Origin of the sequence: Pantoea sp. EABMAA-21 (assembly GCF_030053335.1) — a bacterium.
GTDB lineage: Bacteria > Pseudomonadota > Gammaproteobacteria > Enterobacterales > Enterobacteriaceae > Pantoea > Pantoea communis.
Genome location: NZ_JASGBX010000017.1, coordinates 48724 through 71213 on the forward strand (window position 1 = coordinate 48724; position 22490 = coordinate 71213).

The following is a 22490-nucleotide window of genomic DNA, read 5'->3' on the forward strand; positions in this document are numbered from 1 at the left end:
TATGGCAAACCCAATTTTAACGTTGCAAGGGGTGAGTGCCCATTACGGCCCGATTCAGGCACTGCACAACATCAACCTGCACATCAGTCAGGGTGAAATTGTCACCCTGATTGGGGCTAACGGCGCAGGTAAAACCACGTTGCTCGGCACCCTGTGCGGTGAACCGCGTGCCACCAGTGGCACTATTATCTTCGACGGCAAAGAGATCACTGACTGGCAAACCGCCAAAATCATGCGTGAAGCGATTGCGATTGTGCCGGAAGGCCGCCGCGTGTTTTCCCGGATGACGGTGGAAGAGAACCTGGCGATGGGCGGTTTCTTTGCCACGCGCCAGCAGTATCAGGAGCGCATTGAGCGGGTTTATCAGCTGTTCCCGCGTCTGGCTGAACGTAAAGTGCAGCGCGCGGGCACCATGTCCGGTGGTGAACAGCAGATGCTGGCGATCGGTCGTGCGCTAATGAGTCAGCCGCGTTTGCTGTTACTCGACGAACCTTCTTTAGGTTTAGCACCGATTATTATTCAGCAGATTTTCGATACGATTGAACAGTTGCGTAAAGAGGGCATGACCATTTTCCTGGTGGAGCAAAACGCCAACCAGGCGCTGAAGCTCGCCGATCGCGGCTACGTGCTGGAGAACGGTCATGTGGTGCTGGAAGACAGTGGTGAAGCGTTGCTGTCCAACGAAGCGGTACGCAGCGCTTACCTCGGTGCCTGACCTGGCTTACTTGCCAGCTTGCGGTTGGGCAGTGCTCGCTATCCTCACGTACTACGTGTACGTTCCGGTGGCTGCGCGCTGTCCGCCCGCAATCTGGCTGCGCCGCCGACGGTCTGATAGAAGGTGCGGTCTGACTGCAACGCTGGCGGTCTAAACAGTGGCTCAAGTTTGAGATAACTTGTGCCACTTTAAACTTTCTAATACGCGCAATCTCCGTCACATTCCCGTCATAAACCTGTTATTAATCCGTCATTTCCCCGTGTCATGTTACTTCGCGAACAAAAAAATGCGTGATATCGCGCGTACCTAACAGCACAGGAAAAAACTTATGTCCGCTTTTACGCTTCGTCCCCGCCTGATGAGTGTTTTGCTTGGTCTGGCGCTCAGTGGTAACGCGCTGGCTGCCACTGACATTCCTTTCTGGCACTCAATGGAAGGCGAGTTAGGCAAAGAAGTCGATTCTCTGGCACAACGTTTTAACCAGGCTCACCCAGAATACAAAATCGTACCGACTTACAAAGGTAACTACGAGCAGAGCCTGGCAGCGGGTATCGCTGCTGTGCGTACCGGTAAAGCACCGGCGATTCTGCAGGTTTACGAAGTGGGTACGGCGACCATGATGGCTTCAAAAGCTATCGTGCCTGTGCATGACGTGTTTAAAGACGCGGGCGTGCAGATGGATCCAAAACAGTTCGTGCCAGCGGTTGCAGGTTATTACAGCGACAGCAATGGCCAGCTGATCTCTCAGCCGTTCAACAGCTCAACCCCAGTGCTGTACTACAACAAAGATGCCTTCAAGAAAGCCGGTCTGAACCCAGACCAGCCGCCTAAAACCTGGCAGGAACTGGCAAAAGACGCCGACGCACTGCGTAAAGCGGGCATGACTTGTGGTTACGCCAGCGGCTGGCAGGGTTGGATTCAAATCGAAAACTTCAGCGCCTGGCATGCACTGCCGGTTGCCACCAAAAACAACGGCTTTGACGGTACCGATGCGGTATTGGAATTCAACAAGCCGGTTCAGGTGCGCCACATCCAGATGCTGGAAGACATGAACAAGAAGGGTGATTTCACCTACTTCGGTCGTAAAGATGAATCCACCGCGAAGTTCTACAACGGCGATTGCGGCATCACCACGGCTTCTTCCGGCTCTCTGGCGGATATCAAGCATTACGCTAAGTTCAACTTCGGCGTCGGCATGATGCCTTATGACTCAACTGTGCCTAACGCACCGCAGAACGCCATCATCGGCGGCGCGAGCCTGTGGGTGATGAAAGGCAAAGATGCCGACACCTACAAGGGCGTAGCCGAGTTCATGAAGTTCCTGGCTCAGCCAGAAATCGCCGCAGAATGGCACCAGAAGACCGGTTACCTGCCAATCACCACTGCTGCATATGAGCTGACCAAGCAACAGGGCTTCTATGACAAGAACCCAGGCGCAGACATCGCCACACGTCAGATGCTGAACAAAGATCCACTGCCGTTCACCAAAGGCATGCGTCTGGGCAACATGCCACAGATTCGTACCATTGTGGACGAAGAGCTGGAAGGCGTGTGGACGGGCAAACAGGCGCCACAAGCTGCACTGGATAACGCTGTGAAGCGCGGAAACGAACTGCTGCGTCGTTTTGAACAGCAAGTGAAGTAATTCCGTTGTCTCGGGGCTGGCGCATGGCGTCAGCCCCGATTTCTCTTTTGGCGAGTCTGCTATGTCCTCATCACGCCCTGTTTTTCGCTCCCGTTTTTTGCCCTATTTGCTGGTGGCACCACAACTGGTGATTACCGCTATTTTCTTCCTGTGGCCGGCCGGTGAAGCGCTGTGGTATTCGCTGCAAAGCATCGATCCCTTTGGTATTTCCAGCACCTTCGTCGGGCTGGATAACTTCAAACGCCTGTTCAGCGACAGCTATTACCTCGACTCTTTCTGGACCACCATCGAATTCAGCGCACTGGTGACGGTGTGCGGCATGACCTTCTCGCTGCTGCTGGCGGCTCTGGTCGACTACGTGGTGCGTCTGAAAAAACTGTACCAAACGCTATTGCTGCTGCCTTACGCCGTTGCACCGGTGGTCGCTGCCGTGCTGTGGATGTTCCTGTTCAACCCTGGCCTCGGCCTGTTCAGCCATCTGCTGAACCAGATTGGCTATAACTGGAACTACGCGCAAAACAGCGGTCAGGCGATGTTCCTGATCGTGCTGGCATCCATCTGGCAGCAGATGAGCTACAACTTCCTGTTCTTCTTTGCCGCACTGCAGTCGATCCCCAAATCGCTGGTGGAAGCGGCGGCGATAGACGGTGCTGGACCGGTGCGTCGCTTCTTCAATCTGTCACTGCCGCTGATCACCCCGGTGAGTTTCTTCCTGCTGGTGGTCAACCTGGTATATGCCTTCTTCGACACCTTCCCGGTGATCGATGCCGCGACCGGCGGCGGTCCGGTGCAGGCCACTACCACGCTGATCTACAAAATTTATCGCGAAGGCTTTACCGGTCTCGATCTCTCGTCCTCTGCCGCGCAATCCGTGGTGCTGATGCTGCTGGTGATTGGCCTGACGATCCTGCAATTCCGCTTTGTCGAGCGTAAGGTGCAATACCAATGATTGAGAATCGACGCGGGCTGGATATCTTCAGCCATACCCTGCTGGTGCTCGGTGTCCTGACCATTCTGTTCCCACTGTACGTGGCGATAGTCGCCGCCACGCTGGATAACGAAGCGGTGTATCAGGTGCCGATGACCTTAGTGCCCGGCACACATCTGTGGGACAACATTTCGCGCATCTGGACCCAGGGCGTCAACGGCAGCGGTCCGGCCTTTGGCATGATGATGCTCAACAGCCTGATCATGGCACTCGGCATCACGGTGGGTAAAATCGCGGTGTCGATGCTCTCCGCGTTTGCGCTGGTGTGGTTCCGTTTCCCGTTGCGCTCGCTGTTCTTCTGGCTGATCTTCATCACCCTGATGCTGCCGGTAGAAGTGCGTATCTTCCCCACGGTGGAGGTGATTTCTAACCTGCACATGCTTGATAGCTACAGCGGTTTAACCTTGCCGCTGATGGCTTCGGCCACCGCGACCTTCTTGTTCCGCCAGTTCTTTATGTCGCTGCCGGATGAGCTGATTGAAGCGGCGCGCATTGATGGTGCCAGCCCGATGCGTTTCTTCTGGGACATCGTTTTGCCACTGTCCAAAACCAACCTCGCCGCGCTGTTCGTGATCACCTTTATCTACGGCTGGAACCAGTATCTGTGGCCGCTGTTGATCATCAACGATCCCAGTCTCAGCACGGCGGTCGCCGGGGTGAAAAGTATGATCAACACCAGCGGTGGGCCGACGCAGTGGAACGAAGTGATGGCGGCAATGTTATTAACCCTGATCCCACCGGTGGTGGTGGTACTCGTGATGCAACGTGCCTTTGTGCGTGGCCTGGTGGAGAGTGATAAATAAATGGCAGGCGTAACCCTTCAGACCGTCACCAAATCGTATGACGGCAAAAATCAGATCATTCAGCCACTGAATATCACCATCAACGATGGCGAATTTATGGTGATGGTGGGCCCTTCCGGCTGCGGCAAGTCGACGCTGCTGCGCATGGTGGCAGGCCTGGAACGTGTGACTTCCGGCGATATCTACATCGACGACAAACGCGTCACTAACATGGAACCGAAAGATCGTGGCATCGCCATGGTGTTCCAGAACTATGCGCTTTACCCGCATATGACCGTGGGTGAGAATATGGCCTATGGCCTGAAAATTCGCGGCATGGGTAAAGAGCAGATCGATCAACGCGTAATGGAAGCCGCGCGCAGTCTGGAATTGGATCACCTGCTGTCACGTCGTCCGCGTGAGCTTTCCGGTGGACAGCGCCAGCGTGTGGCAATGGGCCGCGCCATCGTGCGTGAACCAGCGGTGTTCCTGTTCGATGAGCCGCTGTCGAACCTCGATGCGCGCCTGCGTGTGCAGATGCGTCTTGAGCTGCAACAACTGCACCGTCGCCTGAAAACCACCAGTCTGTATGTGACGCACGATCAGGTAGAAGCCATGACGTTGGCCCAGCGCGTGATGGTGATGAACAAAGGCGTGGTCGAGCAGGTCGGCACGCCGGTGGAAGTGTATGAGCGTCCGGCGAGCCAGTTTGTGGCGTCGTTTATCGGTGCACCGGCAATGAACCTGCTGCCAGGCCAGATCAACAGCGACGGCACGCGCTTTACGCTCGATGCGCTTAATAGCTTGCCATTGGGCGAGAGCAAAGCGAAGTGGGCGAATCGTCCCCTTACGTTGGGCATCCGTCCTGAGCATCTGGTGCTCAGCTCGCAAGCAGCGGGCGGCATTCCATTAGTGGTCGATACGCTGGAGATGTTGGGTGCGGATAATCTCGCGCACGGCCGCATCGGTAATACCCGTCTGGTGGTGCGTTTGCCGCACAGTGAACGTCCGCAATCGGGCAGCACCTTATGGCTGCAACTGCCGCCAGATGCGTTACACTTCTTCGATTCAACCCATGGAAAGCGTCTGGAATGAGTGTAGAAAATTGGCCATACCCACAAATCGTCGCCCATCGCGGCGGCGGTAAACTGGCTCCGGAAAATACGCTGGCGGCAATAGATGTCGGCGCGCAGTACGGTCATACCATGATCGAGTTTGATGCCAAGCTGTCGGATGATAAACAGGTGTTCCTGCTGCATGACGATACGCTGGATCGCACCAGCAACGGCTGGGGTGTGGCGGGCGATCTCTCATGGAGTAAGCTATCGCAGCTGGATGCGGGCAGTTGGTACAGCCGTGAGTATGAAGGCGAGCCGCTGGCACTGCTGCGTGACGTGGCCGATCGCTGCCGCCAGCATCAGATGATGGCGAACGTTGAGATCAAGCCGACCACCGGCAAAGAGGTGGAAACCGGACGCGATGTGGCGTTGGCCGCGCGCGAACTGTGGCAGGGGCAAACGGCGCCGCTACTCTCTTCCTTCTCTTATGAAGCATTGGAAGCAGCGATGCAGGCGGCGCCTGAATTGCCAGGCGGATTATTGCTGGATGAGTGGCACGATGACTGGCAGGCGCTGACGAGTGCACTGGGTTGCGTCTCCATCCATCTCAATCACAAACTGCTGGATGCCGAACGCACCGCGCAGCTGAAAGCCGCCGGATTGCATATTCTGGTGTACACGGTGAATCAGCCCGCGCGGGCGCGCGAGCTATTGAGTTGGGGCGTCGATGCCATCTGTACTGACCGCATCGACATTATCGGTCCCGACTTCCGTTAATTCTGGTTTTGCTGCTGGCCCGGCTGTTGCTGAATCATGCGCTGCTGGGCGCTATCCCTTCGCTCCTGCATTTTCCGCTGTAACTCCTGATTCTGCTGCTGCTGATCCTGTTTCAGCTTCAACTGTTGTTGTTGCTGCTGAGTCTGCATTTGCGACTGCATGCGCTGCTGGCTCGGGTTATAGCCAGGCTTGTTCGGGTCATTTGTGCTGTTCAGCATATTTGCCATGCTGCTTAACGGCAGCAACGCAGCGATAACGATTAGCCATTTTTTCATGGTCTTCCTCCATTAATGCAGCCTGCTGTGTGCTGTCGCCATCAATATGGCAACCAAGGCTGCTGTCATAAGTTTATGCGATGTCACAAAGTCCTGAACCAGGAGTGCGCCGAATTTGGCTTACTGCTACGCTTTTTATCGTGTTTGCAAACACTTGCATCAAAAAATAACAAATGTAAATAATCGCAAAGGAAGATCGCAAATGAGACTAAAGGGCAGCGTGCGTCTGGTTGGCTGGGCATTATTGATGAGTTTTACCGTGGTACAGGGGGCGTTTTCCGCGCCCGCTAGCGCGCCACCGGTGTCATACGGCGTGGACAGTGACACCTTCCATCCGGTGAAGGCGCAGCACGGTATGGTGGCGTCGGTGGATGCGATAGCCACCCAGGTGGGCGTCGATATTCTGAAGCAGGGCGGTAATGCCGTGGATGCGGCCGTTGCAGTGGGCTTCGCATTAGCCGTCACTCATCCACAAGCCGGTAATCTCGGCGGTGGTGGCTTTATGATGCTGCGTACCGCCTCGGGACGCACCACGGCGATCGATTTTCGTGAAATGGCGCCGGCGCGTGCTTCACGCGATATGTTCCTCGATAAGCAGGGTAATGCTGACCCTAAACTGTCGCTCACGTCCCATTTAGCCTCGGGCACACCGGGCACTGTTGCTGGTTTTGCGCTGGCGGCACAAAAATACGGTACGCTGCCGCTGAGTAAACTGCTGGCTCCGGCGATTAAGCTAGCGCGTGAGGGCATCATCGTTAACGATGCGCTGGCGGACGATTTGGCGACCTACGGCAAAGAGACGTTGATCAATCACGACAACAGCCGGGCGATTTTCTACAAGGCAGACGGCAAGCCGTATCAAAAAGGTGAGCGTCTGGTGCAGAAAAACCTCGCGCACAGCCTGCAACTGATTGCTCAACAAGGGCCGGATGCGTTCTACAAAGGCAAAATTGCCGATGAGATCGCTGGAGAAATGGCACAGCATGGCGGATTGATTGGCAAACCGGATCTGGCCGCCTATCGTGCGGTAGAGCGTAAACCGGTCAGCGGCACCTATCGCGGCTATGAAGTGTTCTCAATGCCGCCACCGTCTTCAGGTGGGATTCATATCGTGCAGATCCTGAATATCCTCGAAAACTTTGATCTGGCGAAGTGGGGCTTTGGCAGTGCGGACGCTATGCAGGTGATGGCGGAAGCGGAAAAATACGCCTATGCCGATCGTTCGGAATACCTTGGCGATCCGGATTTCGTCAAAGTGCCGCAGCAGGCGTTGACCAGCAAAGCCTACGCCAAAACCCTGGCGCAGCAGATTGACGTCAACAAAGCGCGTCCTTCCAGCGAAATCAAACCGGGTAAGCTTGAGCCGTACGAAAGCAACCAGACTACGCACTTCTCGGTGGTGGATAAAGACGGTAATGCGGTCGCCGTGACCTACACGCTGAACACCTATTTCGGTAGCGGCATTGTCGCCGGGCAGAGCGGTATCCTGATGAACAACGAGATGGATGACTTCTCCGCCAAACCGGGTACGCCGAACGTGTATGGTTTGGTGGGTGGCGAAGCGAATGCGGTGCAACCGGCTAAACGTCCATTGTCATCGATGTCACCGACCATCATCGCCAAAGACGGCAAAACCTGGCTGGTGACAGGTAGCCCTGGTGGCAGCCGTATTATCACCACTGTGTTGCAAATGGTGGTGAACAGTATCGATTTCGGTATGAACGTGGCGGAAGCGACCAATGCGCCGCGTTTCCACCATCAATGGTTGCCGGATCAGCTACGCGTGGAGAAAGGCTTTAGCCCGGATACGTTGCGTTTGCTGGAAGCTAAAGGTCAGCATGTGAAAGTGATGCCCGCAATGGGCAGCACGCAGAGCATTATGATTGGGCCGGATGGCATGCGCTATGGTGCTTCGGATCCGCGTTCGGTGGATGATTTGAGTGCCGGGTATTAATTTAGCGTAATAAAGTGCGCCGCTACCGCCTCAGTACGAGTTGTAGCGGCGCGATTCATTGCGCAAGTTATTTCAATCGCGCCATGTAGTGCGTATCAATCATCTCGCCGTCGCGCATGGCAAAACGCTTCGCCGTCCCTTCGATCTCAAAGCCAAACTTCTGATAAAGACCCATCGCTTTATGGTTATCAGCGAACACGGTTAACTCGATTCGTGTCACTTGTAGCCAGTTGTCACACAGGTCAATCATCGCGGCCATCAGCGCCGAGCCTACGCCGCGACGGTGAAAGGCAGGATCAACGCCCATGCCAAAGGTAGCGGCATGGCGACGTCGTGCGACAGATTGCACTTCTAGCGTGATTTGCCCAGCCAGTTGATCGTCAATCATTGCCACTAGCATATGCACACCCGGACGCGGATTGCTAAGGCGTTCCTGCCATAGCGTGGGTGACTGGTGTGGCAGTTGCAATGTATTCGCCTGCGTCTCCGGTTGGCTGTAGAGACGTGTTAGTGCAGCAGCATCTTCTGGGATTACGTGGCGAATGACGATCTGACTCATAAAGCGACTCCTTGTGCAAAGTGAATAAAATCCCCTTTAACATCAAGGAATTCTCGCAAGTCGTCAATCGAAAATAATTCTCAAAAGGGGTTTACAGACGCGAATGATAATGATTATTATTGTCATGCGGACCGGGAACGTCTCCTGACTACCGGGTAAGCACGACATTGCTCACATTGCTTCCAGTGTTTCTTAGCCAGCTCGGGTGCTGGCTTTTTTTTTGCCTGCTATTTGCCTCTTTCATCCTCATTGTCCGATCACCACCAAAACGTTCAGCATTTTTGAACAGAGGCGTGAAGTTTTTCAGCTATCAATCAATCTCTCTCAGGCACACACTGTAAAAAACATTGAGGAGAATTGAACATGATCTACTTACGCAAAGCAGAAGAACGCGGTCACGCCAATCACGGTTGGCTCGATAGCTGGCACACCTTTTCTTTCGCCGATTATTACGATGCCAACTTTATGGGCTTCTCGGCCTTACGCGTTATCAATGAAGACGTGATTGATGGCGGCCAGGGTTTTGGTACCCATCCGCATAAAGACATGGAAATCCTGACCTATGTGTTGTCTGGCACCGTGGAACATCAAGACAGCATGGGCAACAAAGAGCAGATCCCGGCAGGTGAGTTCCAGATCATGAGCGCCGGTACCGGCGTGCGCCATTCAGAGTACAACGCCAGTGATAAAGATCCGCTGCATCTGTATCAGATCTGGATCATTCCAGAGCGCAAAGGCATTGAGCCACGCTATGCGCAGCGCCGCTTCGAGGATGTGAAAGGTCGCCAGTTTGTCCTGTCCCCGGATGAGCGTGAAGGATCGCTGAAAGTGTTCCAGGACATGACCCTGTCGCGCTGGGTGTTTGCTAAGGGCGAAGCCGACGCGGTGACTGTCGAAGCGGGTCGTCGTGTATGGATTCAGGTGGTAAAAGGTCTGGTGAGCGTGAATGGCGAACAGGTCGGTACCAGTGATGCGCTGGCGATCTGGGATGAAAGCGCGCTGACCATCAACGCTGACAGCGATGCAGAGATTCTGCTGTTTGATCTGCCGCCGGTGTAACAGCCTGTCAATAAATCGTGCAAGGTTGCCCTCTATGGCGACCTTGCATTTTTTGCCGACTTTTCGTTGGGTGCGTACCGATGTGCACAAAATCAGAGCGGGTATTCATGGTTTTCCGCAAAGCCTGAAATTGACAAAAAAATGATAGACTCATCGTATCTCTGACCTCAGGCGCATACGATGAAGAAGAAAAGGCCGGTACTACAGGACGTTGCCGATCGCGTCGGCATCACAAAAATGACCGTCAGTCGCTACCTGCGAAACCCCGATCAGGTCTCTGCGGCGCTGCGCGATAAGATCGCCGTCGCACTGGATGAACTCGGTTATATCCCCAATCGTGCCCCCGATATGCTCTCTAATGCGACCAGTCGCGCTATCGGCGTACTGTTGCCTTCGCTCACCAACCAGGTGTTCGCCGACGTGTTACGCGGCATTGAAACCGTCACCGATGAGGCCGGCTATCAAACCCTGGTGGCGCACTTTGGCTACAACGCGGACAAAGAAGAGCTACAGCTGCGATCGCTGCTCGGCTGGAACATCGACGGCGTCATCCTCACCGAACGCACCCATACGCCCGGCACACTGCGCATGCTGGAAGTGGCGGGTATTCCGGTGATTGAGATGATGGACTCAGTCACGCCGTGTCTCGATATGGCGGTGGGCTTCGATAACGTCGAAGCGGCGCGGCAGATGACGCATGCTATTCTGAAAAAAGGACATCGCCACACCGTTTACCTCGGCGCACGTCTGGATGAGCGTACCCTGCAAAAACAGCAGGGCTACGAAAAGGCGATGCGTGAAGCCGGGCTCACGCCGCACAGCGTGATGATGGAAGATGCTTCCTCCTTCAGCGCCGGTGCGCAGCTGCTATGCGAGGCGCAGAAACGCTATCCCGAAACCGACAGCCTGTTTTGTACCAACGATGACCTGGCAGTCGGCGCGATGTTTGAGTGCCAGCGCCAGGGGTTAAACGTACCTGCGCAAATGGCGATTGCCGGATTCCACGGCCACGATATTACCCAAGTGGTCACGCCGCGCCTGGCCACGGTGCTGACCCCGCGTGAGCGCATGGGACGCGAATCGGCTGCGATGCTGCTGGCGCGCATTGGCGGCGACCGCAGCGTGACCGAGCCGCTGGATGTCGGGTTTGAAATTGCAGAAGGTGGCAGCATCTGATTTTGGCGATTATTTGAGTCAGTTCACACTTTCGTGCTTTTCCACCTAACAAGGGTTGCCAGTCCCGCAGTGGGCTCCGAAAATGATAATCAAATTTGTTATCGGTAACATTGGCAGGCAACCTGCCGGAGCGCAAAACCATGACCACGCCATCTCCATCGCACCACGTCTTTATCCTAATGGGCGTTTCCGGCAGCGGAAAGTCTGCCGTCGCTAATCAGGTTTCTCATCAGTTGAGCACGGCATTTCTGGATGGCGATTTCCTGCATCCGCGTAGCAACATCATGAAAATGGCCGACGGTCATCCGCTGGATGATAACGATCGCCAGCCGTGGCTGCAGGCGCTGAATGATGCCGCCTTCGCCATGCAGCGCACCCAGGCTATTTCGATTATCGTCTGCTCGGCGCTGAAAAAGTCCTACCGCGACATCCTGCGACAGGGCAACCAAAACCTGAAATTCATCTATCTGAAGGGCGATTTCGAAACCATCGAATCGCGTCTGAAAGCACGTAAAGGTCACTTCTTTAAGCCGCAGATGCTGGTGACGCAGTTTGAGACCTTGCAAGAGCCTGGGGCGGACGAGCCCGATGTACTGGTGGTTGATATCAATCATTCACTGGATGAAGTCGTTGCGGCCACGGTTGCGACCATTGAGGAAGCAACCAACAAGGGTTAGTAATGAGTACCGCAACGCTGGTGTTAACCGCAGCAGGCTCCGTCCTGCTGCTGCTGTTTTTGGTGATGAAAGCGCGTATGCACGCCTTTGTCGCCCTGATGTTAGTCTCAATTGGTGCCGGTCTGTTCTCTGGCATGCCACTGGATAAAATTGCTGACACCATGCAAAAAGGCATGGGCGGAACGCTCGGATTTCTCGCCATCGTGGTGGCATTGGGCGCGATGTTCGGCAAAATCCTGCATGAAACCGGCGCAGTCGATCAAATCGCTATCCGCATGCTGAAAGCCTTTGGTGAAAACCGGGCGCACTACGCGATGGGGATTGCCGGGCTGATCTGCGCGCTGCCGCTGTTCTTTGAAGTGGCGGTGGTCTTGCTGATCAGCATCGCCTTTGCCGTGGCGCGTCGTACCCATGGCAACTTAGTGAAGTTGGTCATTCCACTGTTTGCTGGTGTGGCGGCCTCTGCGGCGTTTCTGCTGCCGGGGCCGGCCCCGATGCTGCTGGCTTCCCAGATGCACGCGGACTTTGGCTGGATGATCCTGCTGGGCCTGTGTGCAGCGATTCCCGGTATGCTGATTGCGGGTCCGCTGTTTGGCAATTTTATTGCCCGCCATGTCAGTTTCAGTGCGCCGCCGGAAGATCATCAGCCAGAAGTGGAAGAGGGTAAGCTGCCGTCGTTTGGCTTCAGCCTGGCACTGATCCTGTTCCCGCTGCTGCTGGTGGGCCTGAAAACCATCGGGGCGCGCTTCACCACACCGGATTCACGTCTCTACGAGTGGCTGGAGTTTATCGGCCATCCGTTTACGGCGATCCTGCTGGCGTGTCTGGTAGCGATTTACGGTCTGGCCTATCGCCAGGGAATGGACAAAGAGAAGGTGATGCAGGTGTGCGGCAGTGCGCTGCAACCGGCAGGCATTATTCTGCTGGTGATCGGTGCGGGCGGTGTGTTCAAGCAGGTGCTGGTGGATTCTGGCGTCGGCCCGGTATTGGGTCACGCGCTCACTGGCGCCGGGATGCCGATTGCGCTGGCGTGCTTCATCCTTTCCGGTGCGATCCGTGTGATTCAGGGATCGGCGACCGTGGCCTGTCTGACGACCGTGGGCCTGGTGATGCCAGTGATTGAACCGCTGCACTACAGCGGCGCGCAGTTGGCGGCGCTGTCGATCTGCATCGGGGGAGGCTCCATCATTATTAGTCACGTCAACGATGCCGGTTTCTGGCTGTTTGGCCGCTTCACCGGTGCAACGGAAGGTGAAACGCTGAAAACCTGGACGCTGATGGAAACCATTCTTGGTACCACCGGTGCCATTGTTGGGATGATCGCGTTCACTCTGCTGTCGTAAGAATTTTTAGGTGCGCCGCAATGCGCACCCTATAAAATTCACCTATCCGCACGGCAGGTTGCCATTGATGGCGACCTGACCGAATAGCATAGCCGATTGGTCGCGCATGTATGACGATGTGGCTGCATCCCGCAGCCGTTGATCATCGCACCAGACTGTTCGTTAATCCTCATCCCGCTCATCATCCGGCTGATCCAGCACCGTATACGCCACCGCACAGAACAGCGAGTTCAGACGCTTCATATCTCCCAGCAACCCTAGATGCAGGGAGCTGGTTTCGATGCTCTGCACATTTTTCTGATGTAGGCGCTCGACGTGAGCGTGTGAGAAACGGCGAATCAGGATGCGAAAACGGTGTTTGGAGCGGCGTAGTCGGCGCGCGCTGGGGATATCTTTCGACAGAAACACCGACAAACTGAGGCGCAGATTGTTGAGTACCTGCTCCTGCAATGTGTTCAGCTCTTCCAGCCCTTCGGGGGAAAATGCCCGACGGGCGTTCAGCGATTTCACCGCCACGTCCGCACACATGCGTTCAATGATATCGCCCGCCTGCTCAAGGTTGAGTGCCATCTCGATGACCTCGGCCCAGCGGCGCGAATCCTCCTCGGCCAAATCCTCTTTCGGCATGCGCGCCAGATAGAGTTTGATGGCGGTATACAGCACATCGACATCATCATCCAGACGCCGCACCGCGCGCTCTTCACGCAGTTCGCCATGCACCACTTTATTGAAGGACTCCATCATATGTTCAACGACATCACCGATGCGCAGGGTTTCTCGCGCCGCATTGGCCAATGCCAGCGCAGGGGTATCCAGCGCGCTGCGGTCGAGATGTTTAGGGCGTAAATGGGCATCGGTTTCCGGCTCGACGGAAATCATACGACGGCACAAGCGCGCCATCGGTTCGGCGAATGGCACCATAATCAGGCAGCGAATCAGGTTGTAAAATACATGGAAAAAGATCACCAGTTCTTCGTCATCGACCGGCATCTTGTCCAGAATATCAGCGATATAATTCACCAGTGGCAAAATCGCCAGGCTGCCAATGAGCTTGAACAGCAGGCTGCCCAGTGCCACGCGTTTTCCCGCAGCATTTGAGCCACTGGCGTTAATCATTGCCAGCAAACCACTGCCGAGGTTGGCACCAATCACCAGACAGAGCGCCACTTTGAATGAAATCACATCCGCTGCCGTCAGTGTAGCGGTGATCAGCACCGCCGCGAGGCTGGAATAACTGATGATGGCGAATACCGCGCCAATCAGTGCATCCAGCATGACATCTCCGGTTAGCGTGGAGAACAGCACCTGCAAGCCCGCCGCCTGGGTAATGGGTTTAGCAGCGGCCACGATCAACTGTAGCGCTAACAGAATTAAGCCAAGGCCAATGGCAGCTCGACCCATTTGTCCGGCCCGCGTCTGCTTACGGCTGAGGAAGAACACCACACCAAAGAAGATGAAGAGCGGCGATAGCCAGGAGAGATCGAAGGTCAGGATACGCGCCATGATGGCGGTACCGACATCGGCACCGAGCACCACCACCAGCGCAGGCGTCAGACTCACCAGATTCTGTGCGACAAACGAGGTGACGAGCAGGGTGGTGGCATTGCTGCTCTGCACCAGCGCGGTGACGCCAATCCCGGCGAGAAACGCCATTGGCTTCTTTTCCACGCTGCGGCTGAGCACCCGGCGCAAATCGGCACCGTACACGCGCATGATGCCAGTGCGCACAATGTGCGTGCCCCACACCAGCAGGGCCACAGCAGATAAGAGATTGAGCAGGGTCAACACGTCGGGCGGTTCCTTATCCTCAGACTTACATTGCACCAACTGCAAGCCTGTGGGTGAGTACCGAGGTGTCGGGCGCACCGAAGTGCGGCCATGGGCAGCCTAAAGGCCGCCGCGACAACGATTAACAGGCTGCATTAACGCTGAATACTGCCGCGTTGCGTTGCCAATTTCTCGTTAAATTTAAGCAACCTGGCGCAACGTCGACATCTCTAACTGTAGACCAATTTGCATGCCAGCAGGGTGTAAATCCGCCACGCTGCGATTCAGCACATCCACTGACAATTCAACCCCATGCGCCAGTACACGATAACGGATCACGTTACCTAGCAGGCTGTGACTGAGAATAGTGGCCGGAATGCCATCCTGCGGTGCACTCAAGCGGATTGACTCAGGTCGAATCGCTACCTGACCCGTGAATGTCTGGCCGGTGAGCTGCGTTGCCTGTTCCGCACTTAGCAGGTTGTAGTTGCCGATAAACCCGGCGGCAAACAGATCGGCTGGCTGCGTGTAGAGGGCTTCGGCGTTACCGTTCTGTACGATTTTGCCACGATTCATCAGCACGATACGGTCAGACAGCGTCAGCGCCTCTTCCTGATCGTGGGTCACGAATATCGTGGTGAGCTTCAACTCTTGCTGGATATTGCGGATCTGTTCGCGCAGATGGCGGCGGATGCGCGCGTCCAGTGCGGAGAGCGGCTCATCCAGCAACAGCAAACGAGGGCGCGTCACCAGCGAGCGCGCTAAGGCAACACGCTGGCATTGTCCGCCAGAAAGCTGGTGCGGATAACGGCGGGCGAAATCGGTCAGCTCGACCAGTGCCAGCGCTTCCATCACCCGTTTCTGAATATCGCCGCCTGGCAGTTTCTGCATTTTCAGGCCAAACGCCACGTTCTTCTCCACCGTCATGTTGGGGAACAGCGCGTAGCTCTGGAACACCATGCCAATGGTACGTTTCTGCGGTGGCAGCGGCACGATATCCTGACCCTGTAGCAGAATTTTGCCGCTATCGACATCCGTCAAACCGGCGATGCAGCGCAGCAGCGTTGATTTGCCGCAGCCGCTCGGGCCGAGCAGGGTAACAAACTCACCTTCATCGGCGCTGAAATCGATATTTTCAAAGATGCTGGTGGGGCCGTAGCTTTTGTTCAGCTGGGTGACGTTCAGATAACTCATGGTCAGCCTCGTTCAGGATTGAGGGCATTCGCCAGCCAGGTGACCAGCAGGACGACAGCAAAATAAGAGATCACCAGCGCACTGGTAAAGTGGCCGCTGCCGTTACGCATATTGTAGAGATACACCTGCAAGGTTTCATAGCGGGTACCGACTAACAGGTTAGCGAACACAAACTCACCTATCAGGAATGAGAAGGAGAGCAGCACCGCGATGAACACGCCTTTACGCAGATTCGGCAGTACCACAAACAGTGCCGCCTGCCAGGTGCTGGCACCCAGCAGATGAGACGCATCAATCAGCTCTTTCAGATTGATCGCCTGCATATTGTTGGCAATAGCACGGTAAATAAACGGCAGCGCGATGGTGAAGTAACAGCCGACCAGAATCCACGGCGTGCCGGTGATCATCAGCGGTGACGAGGAATAAAGCTGCAGCAGGCCAACGGATGACACCACCGGCGGCACGGCAAACGGCATCAGAATCAGCACGTTCATCACCGCATCCAGCTTCGGATAATAGTAAGCGATTACAAACATCGCAGGCAGCACCAGCATTAATGAGAACAGCAGCGCGCCAAAGCAAATCAGCAAGGAGTGGCCCAATGCGGTCAGGAAACGCGGATCGCTCCACAGCTCAATCAACCACTTCAGGGTAAAGCCCTGCGGCAGAATGGTGTCGCTCCAGTCAGTCGAGATGCCATACAGCAACGTCGCCAGCAGCGGGGCGGCGAGGATGATCAGTAGCAGCCAGATAATCAGGCGATGATAAATTTTTTCCGCGCGAGACACGTTCTACTCCTGTGATTTCGCGTTGAGATAACTGCGGCGCACCAGATACTGCTGCACCACGGTAATCAGCGCCATAATGAACACCAGCAGCATGGCCAGCGCTCCGCCGGTATTCGGATCGAGCGAGATATCACCCGACACCAGCGCGGCAATACGTACTGGCACCACGTTAAAGTTACCGGTGGTCAGCGCATAAATGGTGGCGTAAGCACCCAGCGCATTGGCCAGCAGAATCACAAAGGTGCCGAGCAGCGCCGGGAACAGAATGGGTAAGCCAATATGCCACCAGTAACGCCAGCGGCTGGCACCGAGCAGTGCGGCTGACTCTTCCCAATCTTTGCGTAAGCCATCAAACGCCGGATAGAGCAGCAGAATACCGAGCGGGATCTGGAACCAGGTGTAAACCAGCACCATGCCGTCACGCGAGAACAGCTTGAACCCTTCCAGCATGCCGAAGTGGCGCAGCAGCAGCGTCAGACAGCCGTTCATGCCCAGCAGAATCACAAAGGCGAACGCCAGCGGCACACCCGCAAAGTTGCTGGTCATGTTGGTAAACGACATCAGGAAGCGCTGAAAGCGGCCGCTGCCTGGCTGATGCAGCGAATAGCCGGCAATCAACGAGATCAGCAGGCCGTAAATGCTCGACCAGATGGAGATATCCAGCGACAGGCGAAACGCCTGCAGGTAAAACGGTGAAGTGAGGATATCGGTGTAGTTATCGATACCCCAACGCTCGTTCATGTCGCTCCAGAAGCTGTTGATGGCGATCCACAGCAGCGGCGCGAGCTGGAAGGCAACCCAAAAGAAGGCGAACGGCAGCAGCAATAGCGTGGCGAGGGTTTTGCCCTTCATTAACGCGGCTCCGCCAGCAAACCGTGGCACACCGGTTTATCGTGCTCAATGCCCAGCAGCGTGCAAACGATGCCACACAGTTCAGTTTGCTGCGGTTCGAGATCGGGCTGACGGGAGAAGCCCGCACCAAACACAAACAGCGGCACCTGCGTCTCTTCCGGCAAAATGCCGCCGTGCGAGCGGTCATCGTTCATGCCGTGGTCGGCGGTGACGATCACCTGATAGCCCGCAGCGAGCCAGCCGGGCATCCACTGCGACAGATAGCCATCGGCCATACGTGCGCGGTTGCGATATTGTGGCGATGACAGGCTATGCTTGTGCCCGGCATCGTCGATATTCATGGGGTGAATCAGTAAAAAGTCCGGATCGTGGTTCAGACGCAGGCTCTCGGCATCTTCAAACAAGTGGGAATCCGGATAACTGTCGTCCCAGTAAAAGTGGCCGTATTGAATCGGCAAATCGGGGGCGACGGTGTGGCGATCACGCGCATTGTTGAACGGGGATTGGTTATACAGCTCACTCACCCAGTGATAGGCGGCAGCGGCCGTGGTTAAACCGGCGGCGCGGGCGTAATGGAAGATGCTGCGCTGATTGCTCAATCGATTGACGCCGTTATGAATAATGCCGCTCTGCACTGGCGGAATCCCAGTCAGAATGCATTCATACAGCGGACGTGACAGCGAAGGCAGTTCGCAGGTCAGCGTGTAGTATTGGCCGTTGCCCTGTTTGCATTCAGCAAACAGATAGCCCATCGCATGCTGTGCCACCTGATTGCTCAGGCCATCCAGTACCACCAGGATTGTCTTCATTCCCGTTCCTTACATCATTCAAATTGCGGGCACTGCGCTTAGCGGCGCAACGTATTGCGTATCGATGCGCGACATCGCGCCGCCAGGGTGTGTGCAAATTACTGCTTCATATTGATAATCACGTTCTCTTGCCACAGACGCGGCAGCATTTTCGAGCTCTTATCCCATGCAGCCTGATCTTTGATCGGGCGGGCATTTTTGTACTCAGACTGCGGCAGCAGTTTGGCTTGCACATCGGCTGGCAGAGTTAAATGCTCAGCGCGGATTGGACGTGCATAACCTTTCGCCAGGTTGATCTGACCGGCATCAGAGAAGATGTATTCACGCGCCAGTTTGGCGGCGTTCGGGTGTTTGGCGTATTTGTTGATGATGGTGCTGTAACCGGAAATCACGGAGCCATCAGACGGGATCACCACTTCATAGCGGTTTTTGTCGATCTGATCGCGATAATTCAGACCGTTGAAGTCCCATACCACGGCAACCTGAATTTCACCTTTCTCAATGTTGGCAATCACCGGATCGGTCACGCCCAGACGGCCTTCTTTAGCCAGCTCGCCAAAGAATTTCAGGGCTGGCTTCAGGTTCTTCTCATCACCGCCCATCGCGTAGTTGGCCGCCAGTACGCCGTTAGCCGCCTGAGCAGCCACGCCGACGTCACCGATAGTGACCACATACTTACCTTTCTTCAGATCGGCCCAGCTGTGCGGTGCATCTTTAACCTGCTGCTTGTCGATCAGGAAGGCGATGGTGCCGGTATACGCCAGCATCCAGTTGCCTTCGCTGTCTTTCGCCCAGCTTGGAATCTGATCCCAATGCGTTGGTTTGTACGGTTGTGCCAGACCTTTGGTCACAGCAACCGGACCGAACGCGGCGCCCACATCACCGATATCGGCACTGGCGTTCTCTTTCTCTGCATCAAATTTAGCCAGCTCCTGCGCCGAAGACATATCGGTATCGCTGTGCTTCAGGCCATATTTGCTGTTGATGTCATTCCATGTGTCTTTCCAGTTCGCCCAGCTGTCTGGCATACCGACGCTGTTGACCTGGCCCTCAGCACGCGCGGCTTTTTCCAGCGCGGCAAGGTCGTTATCGGCGGCGTGCGCGGCGGGCAGCGCAAGCAGTACGGCACTAGCTACTACAGAGGAGATAAACGCTTTCATCTCGGTTGCTCCGGGTGTAAGTTGTGGGACGTCTTGGTCTAGTCCAGCAAGAACCGAGCCAATGTAGCCCGATCAGATGAAGGTTTTATGACCATGGTGGTGAAATGTGGTGTGACGCGTAGCTCCACATGCGGATACAGCGCGCGAAAGCGTGGGATATGCCTGTCATATTGTAGTCATCGAACTGTCATAGTGCAGAATTGCCCCAAAATGAGGCTAAAAAATGTCGTCGAAAACGGTGGATGTGATTGCTGCGGCGCTGAGCGAACGCATTGAAAACGGTGAATTTGCCAGCGGACGTTTGCCGGCAGAACGCAGTTTAAGTGAACATTATTCCACCACGCGTATTACCCTGCGTGAGGCGCTGGGCTTGCTGGAAGCGCAGGGCGTCATTTACCGTGAGCTGCGTCGAGGTTGGTTTCTCGCCCCACCCAGGCTGGTATATAACCCGGCCCATCACAGCCACTTTCATGCCATGGCCGCCGAGCAAGGGCGCATCGCTCTCACTGAAGTAATTGAGGCGCGGGAAGTCCCGGCACAGCTGGTGATTGCACGACATTTGCAGTTACTGGAAGGGGATAGCGTGTTTCGCATTCGACGCCTGCGACGTATTGATGGGCGCGCGGTGTTGTACGTGGAGCATTACCTCAATCCGGCCTTTTTTCCCGGCCTGCTAGAGGAAGACCTCACCCGCTCACTTACCGATCTCTACGATCAGCGCTATGGCATTCGCTACGGCGGCGCTCGCTTTACCATTCTGCCCGGCCCGCTTCCTGCGCGCGCGGCACCGGCACTCAATGTCGCCAGCGGAACTCCCGGATTACTCATTACACGCATTAACCGCGATCAGCACAAACGGGTCATCGACTGTGACTGCGAGTACTGGCGCTATGACGCACTCTGTGTGGATGTTGATGTGTAGCATATTGTGATTTTGATCACACTACAGCATGATAACGCCAGAGAGTTTCCGTACTTTGAGGCGCATAAAAATGACAACAAAATCAGCACCGGGGCAGCTTATTGCTTCGGTATTACAGTGGGTTCTGAATATTGGCCTGGTGACGTTGGCCATCATCCTGGTGGTGTTTCTTGGCAAAGAGACGATTCATTTAGCTAATGTGCTGTTTAGCACTGGTGAGCAGGCGTCTTCTTACCTGCTGATCGAAGGCATCGTGATCTATTTTCTCTATTTCGAATTTATCGCGCTGATAGTGAAGTACTTCCAGTCCGGCTATCACTTCCCGCTGCGTTATTTCATCTATATCGGCATCACCGCAATCATTCGTCTGATTATCGTTGACCATAAAAACCCGTTCGACACGCTTTATTATTCAGCGGCGATTTTAATTCTGGTGGTCACGCTGTGGTTAGCCAATAGCAATCGCTTAAAGCGCGAATAATCCCCCCTTCTGTCTGGCGTGGCACAACCAGCAGTGCCACGCCCGATTCTCTGCGTTAAACTAGGGCAACTTTTTCTCCGGAGATGTCCTGATGTCGCATCACGCGCTGCGCCAGTTACTCGCACTGCATTGGCTGCCAGCCACTTCCCCCTTGCTTTCCCCCCCTCTGCTCGACTGGTTACTGGAGGAAGACTCCATGACGCGTCGCTTCGAGCAGCATTGCCAGCAGGTGACGGTGGAACTGATCCGCGAAAGCTTTATTACCGCTGACGAGATAGCGCCAGAAGCGGAATTCCTGCCCGCCGATGAGCGCTTTTGGTTACGTGAAATCGTGCTGTGCGGCGATGGCGAACCCTGGTTGATTGGGCGAACCGTGGTGCCAGAAAGCACGTTGAACGGCCCGGAGCAGATGCTGCAAAATCTTGGCACTCGTCCGCTGGGGCGCTATCTTTTCGCCTCCTCGACGCTGAGCCGCGATTTTATCGATCCCGGTCAGGTGGACGATCTGTGGGGACGTCGCTCGCGCCTGCGTTTATCAGGCAAACCGCTGCTGCTAACTGAACTGTTTTTACCAGCGTCGCCGTTGTACCGCGCGCTGAATCAAGGATAAAGGATTGTGGAAAAAACCTTAACCATGACCAAATGGCAGGCTTATCGGCGCCTGATGCGCATCGATAAACCGATTGGCACGCTGTTGCTGCTGTGGCCCACCATGTGGGCACTGTGGTTATCAGGCATGGCGGTGCCGCCTTTGTCTGTGCTGGTGGTATTTGTGCTCGGCGTCATTGTGATGCGTGCCGCGGGTTGCGTGATCAATGATTATGCGGACCGTAAGGTGGATGGTCATGTCAAACGGACCGCATCGCGTCCGCTGGCGAGCGGCGCGGTGACGGAGAAAGAGGCCAAAATCCTGTTTGTCGTGCTCGGGTTGCTGGCATTTGCGCTAGTGCTGACCATGAACCGTATGACGATTTTGCTGTCATTTGGTGGCCTGGCACTGGCGTGGGTCTATCCGTTTATGAAGCGCTACACCCATTTACCCCAGGTGGTATTGGGAGCGGCATTCGGCTGGGCGATTCCAATGGGTTGGGCGGCGGTTAGTGAGTCCTTACCTATTGTTTGCTGGCTGGTGTTCTTCGCGAATATCTGCTGGACGGTGGCTTACGACACGCAATATGCGATGGTTGATCGTGATGACGACCTAAAGATTGGCGTGAAATCCACAGCGATTCTGTTCGGACGTTTCGATAAATTGATCATCGGCTTATTGCAGTTGGCCACGTTGGGGCTAATGGCGCTAGTCGGATTGATGTTGCATCTGAACGGGGCGTTTTACTGGTCATTACTGGTGGCGGGCGGCTTCTTTGTGTATCAACAAAAGCTGATTGCTCAACGTGAACGCGATCCTTGCTTCCAGGCCTTTCTGAATAATAACTACGTTGGTCTGGTGCTGTTTATTGGCGTACTTCTCAATACTCAGCCATTTATTGACCTGTTTTAAATGGTTGC

The 22490-nt window shown here is 55.3% G+C and carries 23 protein-coding genes; 15 read left to right on the plus strand and 8 right to left on the minus strand.

Translation table 11 applies throughout. The features are described from left to right. The first annotated feature begins 1 nt into the window (after window position 1). From livF to ugpQ, 6 genes are all read left to right on the plus strand, one after another. On the plus strand, window positions 2–715 hold the full coding sequence (gene livF, locus QMZ65_RS20695) for a high-affinity branched-chain amino acid ABC transporter ATP-binding protein LivF (RefSeq protein ID WP_034827030.1): 714 nt from the start codon (window positions 2–4) through the stop codon (window positions 713–715). 328 nt (window positions 716–1043) lie between these two features. Beyond that, a complete protein-coding gene (gene ugpB, locus QMZ65_RS20700; protein WP_034827028.1) occupies window positions 1044–2360 on the plus strand; it encodes a sn-glycerol-3-phosphate ABC transporter substrate-binding protein UgpB in 1317 nt (438 codons plus the stop codon). 61 nt (window positions 2361–2421) lie between these two features. Further along, window positions 2422–3309, plus strand: coding sequence for a sn-glycerol-3-phosphate ABC transporter permease UgpA (gene ugpA, locus QMZ65_RS20705; RefSeq protein ID WP_034827026.1), 888 nt, complete (start codon window positions 2422–2424; stop codon window positions 3307–3309). Continuing rightward, window positions 3306–4151 (plus strand): sn-glycerol-3-phosphate ABC transporter permease UgpE, encoded by an 846-nt coding sequence (ugpE, locus tag QMZ65_RS20710; RefSeq protein ID WP_034827014.1) that lies wholly within the window; start codon window positions 3306–3308, stop codon window positions 4149–4151. Before ugpA ends, ugpE begins: the two co-directional genes overlap by 4 nt. Further along, the gene (locus QMZ65_RS20715; protein WP_058960051.1) at window positions 4152–5225 is read left to right on the plus strand and encodes a sn-glycerol-3-phosphate import ATP-binding protein UgpC; all 1074 of its coding nucleotides are present in this window, start codon (window positions 4152–4154) and stop codon (window positions 5223–5225) included. Next, window positions 5222–5965, plus strand: coding sequence for a glycerophosphodiester phosphodiesterase (gene ugpQ / locus QMZ65_RS20720; protein WP_283216612.1), 744 nt, complete (start codon window positions 5222–5224; stop codon window positions 5963–5965). The genes QMZ65_RS20715 and ugpQ overlap by 4 nt, the downstream gene beginning before the upstream one ends. On the opposite strand, the gene QMZ65_RS20725 is transcribed toward ugpQ, so the two are convergent. Beyond that, on the minus strand, window positions 5962–6240 hold the full coding sequence (locus tag QMZ65_RS20725) for a DUF2756 domain-containing protein (protein WP_097118926.1): 279 nt from the start codon (window positions 6238–6240) through the stop codon (window positions 5962–5964). The genes ugpQ and QMZ65_RS20725 overlap by 4 nt on opposite strands. Before the next feature lie 202 nt (window positions 6241–6442). On the opposite strand from QMZ65_RS20725, the gene ggt reads away from it, so the two are divergent. Next, a complete protein-coding gene (gene ggt, locus QMZ65_RS20730; protein WP_097118927.1) occupies window positions 6443–8194 on the plus strand; it encodes a gamma-glutamyltransferase in 1752 nt (583 codons plus the stop codon). 67 nt (window positions 8195–8261) lie between these two features. Here ggt and QMZ65_RS20735 read toward each other — a convergent pair whose 3' ends face one another. Further along, entirely contained in the window at window positions 8262–8753 is a 492-nt protein-coding gene (locus tag QMZ65_RS20735) for a GNAT family N-acetyltransferase (protein ID WP_058960055.1), read from the minus strand. Window positions 8754–9116: 363 nt separating this feature from the next. Here QMZ65_RS20735 and QMZ65_RS20740 point away from each other — a divergent pair, with 363 nt between their 5' ends. The 4 genes from QMZ65_RS20740 to gntU all read left to right on the plus strand — a co-directional run bounded on the left by QMZ65_RS20740 (window position 9117) and on the right by gntU (window position 13008). After that, entirely contained in the window at window positions 9117–9812 is a 696-nt protein-coding gene (locus QMZ65_RS20740) for a pirin family protein (protein ID WP_097118928.1), read from the plus strand. 180 nt (window positions 9813–9992) lie between these two features. Next, window positions 9993–10988 carry a gluconate operon transcriptional repressor GntR gene (gntR, locus tag QMZ65_RS20745; RefSeq protein WP_097118929.1) on the plus strand — a complete coding sequence of 332 codons (996 nt, stop codon included), beginning with the start codon at window positions 9993–9995 and terminating at the stop codon, window positions 10986–10988. Window positions 10989–11128: 140 nt separating this feature from the next. Then, window positions 11129–11665, plus strand: a complete 537-nt coding sequence (gene gntK / locus QMZ65_RS20750; RefSeq protein ID WP_034826988.1) for a gluconokinase — start codon at window positions 11129–11131, stop codon at window positions 11663–11665. Between the two features lie 2 nt (window positions 11666–11667). Beyond that, window positions 11668–13008 carry a gluconate transporter gene (gene gntU / locus QMZ65_RS20755; RefSeq protein ID WP_034826986.1) on the plus strand — a complete coding sequence of 447 codons (1341 nt, stop codon included), beginning with the start codon at window positions 11668–11670 and terminating at the stop codon, window positions 13006–13008. Between the two features lie 162 nt (window positions 13009–13170). On the opposite strand, the gene QMZ65_RS20760 is transcribed toward gntU, so the two are convergent. From QMZ65_RS20760 to QMZ65_RS20785, 6 genes are all read right to left on the minus strand, one after another. Further along, window positions 13171–14796: a Na/Pi cotransporter family protein gene (locus QMZ65_RS20760; protein WP_283216613.1), complete on the minus strand. Its 1626-nt coding sequence runs from the start codon at window positions 14794–14796 to the stop codon at window positions 13171–13173. A 180-nt stretch (window positions 14797–14976) separates the two neighbouring features. Then, window positions 14977–15969: an ABC transporter ATP-binding protein gene (locus tag QMZ65_RS20765; protein WP_058960059.1), complete on the minus strand. Its 993-nt coding sequence runs from the start codon at window positions 15967–15969 to the stop codon at window positions 14977–14979. A 2-nt stretch (window positions 15970–15971) separates the two neighbouring features. Beyond that, window positions 15972–16757: an ABC transporter permease gene (locus tag QMZ65_RS20770; protein WP_097118932.1), complete on the minus strand. Its 786-nt coding sequence runs from the start codon at window positions 16755–16757 to the stop codon at window positions 15972–15974. A 3-nt stretch (window positions 16758–16760) separates the two neighbouring features. Beyond that, window positions 16761–17609, minus strand: a complete 849-nt coding sequence (locus QMZ65_RS20775; RefSeq protein ID WP_160868406.1) for an ABC transporter permease — start codon at window positions 17607–17609, stop codon at window positions 16761–16763. Next, a complete protein-coding gene (locus QMZ65_RS20780; RefSeq protein ID WP_058960062.1) occupies window positions 17609–18418 on the minus strand; it encodes an alkaline phosphatase family protein in 810 nt (269 codons plus the stop codon). Before QMZ65_RS20780 ends, QMZ65_RS20775 begins: the two co-directional genes overlap by 1 nt. A 98-nt stretch (window positions 18419–18516) precedes the next feature. Continuing rightward, entirely contained in the window at window positions 18517–19578 is a 1062-nt protein-coding gene (locus QMZ65_RS20785; protein ID WP_034826973.1) for an ABC transporter substrate-binding protein, read from the minus strand. Window positions 19579–19801: 223 nt separating this feature from the next. On the opposite strand from QMZ65_RS20785, the gene QMZ65_RS20790 reads away from it, so the two are divergent. The 4 genes from QMZ65_RS20790 to ubiA all read left to right on the plus strand — a co-directional run bounded on the left by QMZ65_RS20790 (window position 19802) and on the right by ubiA (window position 22482). Then, the gene (locus QMZ65_RS20790; RefSeq protein WP_097118935.1) at window positions 19802–20500 is read left to right on the plus strand and encodes a UTRA domain-containing protein; all 699 of its coding nucleotides are present in this window, start codon (window positions 19802–19804) and stop codon (window positions 20498–20500) included. 70 nt (window positions 20501–20570) lie between these two features. After that, window positions 20571–20981 carry a phosphate-starvation-inducible protein PsiE gene (psiE, locus tag QMZ65_RS20795; RefSeq protein WP_058960065.1) on the plus strand — a complete coding sequence of 137 codons (411 nt, stop codon included), beginning with the start codon at window positions 20571–20573 and terminating at the stop codon, window positions 20979–20981. Window positions 20982–21072: 91 nt separating this feature from the next. After that, the gene (ubiC, locus tag QMZ65_RS20800) at window positions 21073–21591 is read left to right on the plus strand and encodes a chorismate lyase (protein WP_097118936.1); all 519 of its coding nucleotides are present in this window, start codon (window positions 21073–21075) and stop codon (window positions 21589–21591) included. 24 nt (window positions 21592–21615) lie between these two features. Then, window positions 21616–22482 (plus strand): 4-hydroxybenzoate octaprenyltransferase, encoded by an 867-nt coding sequence (gene ubiA, locus QMZ65_RS20805; protein WP_176505791.1) that lies wholly within the window; start codon window positions 21616–21618, stop codon window positions 22480–22482. The last annotated feature ends 8 nt before the right edge of the window (window positions 22483–22490 follow it).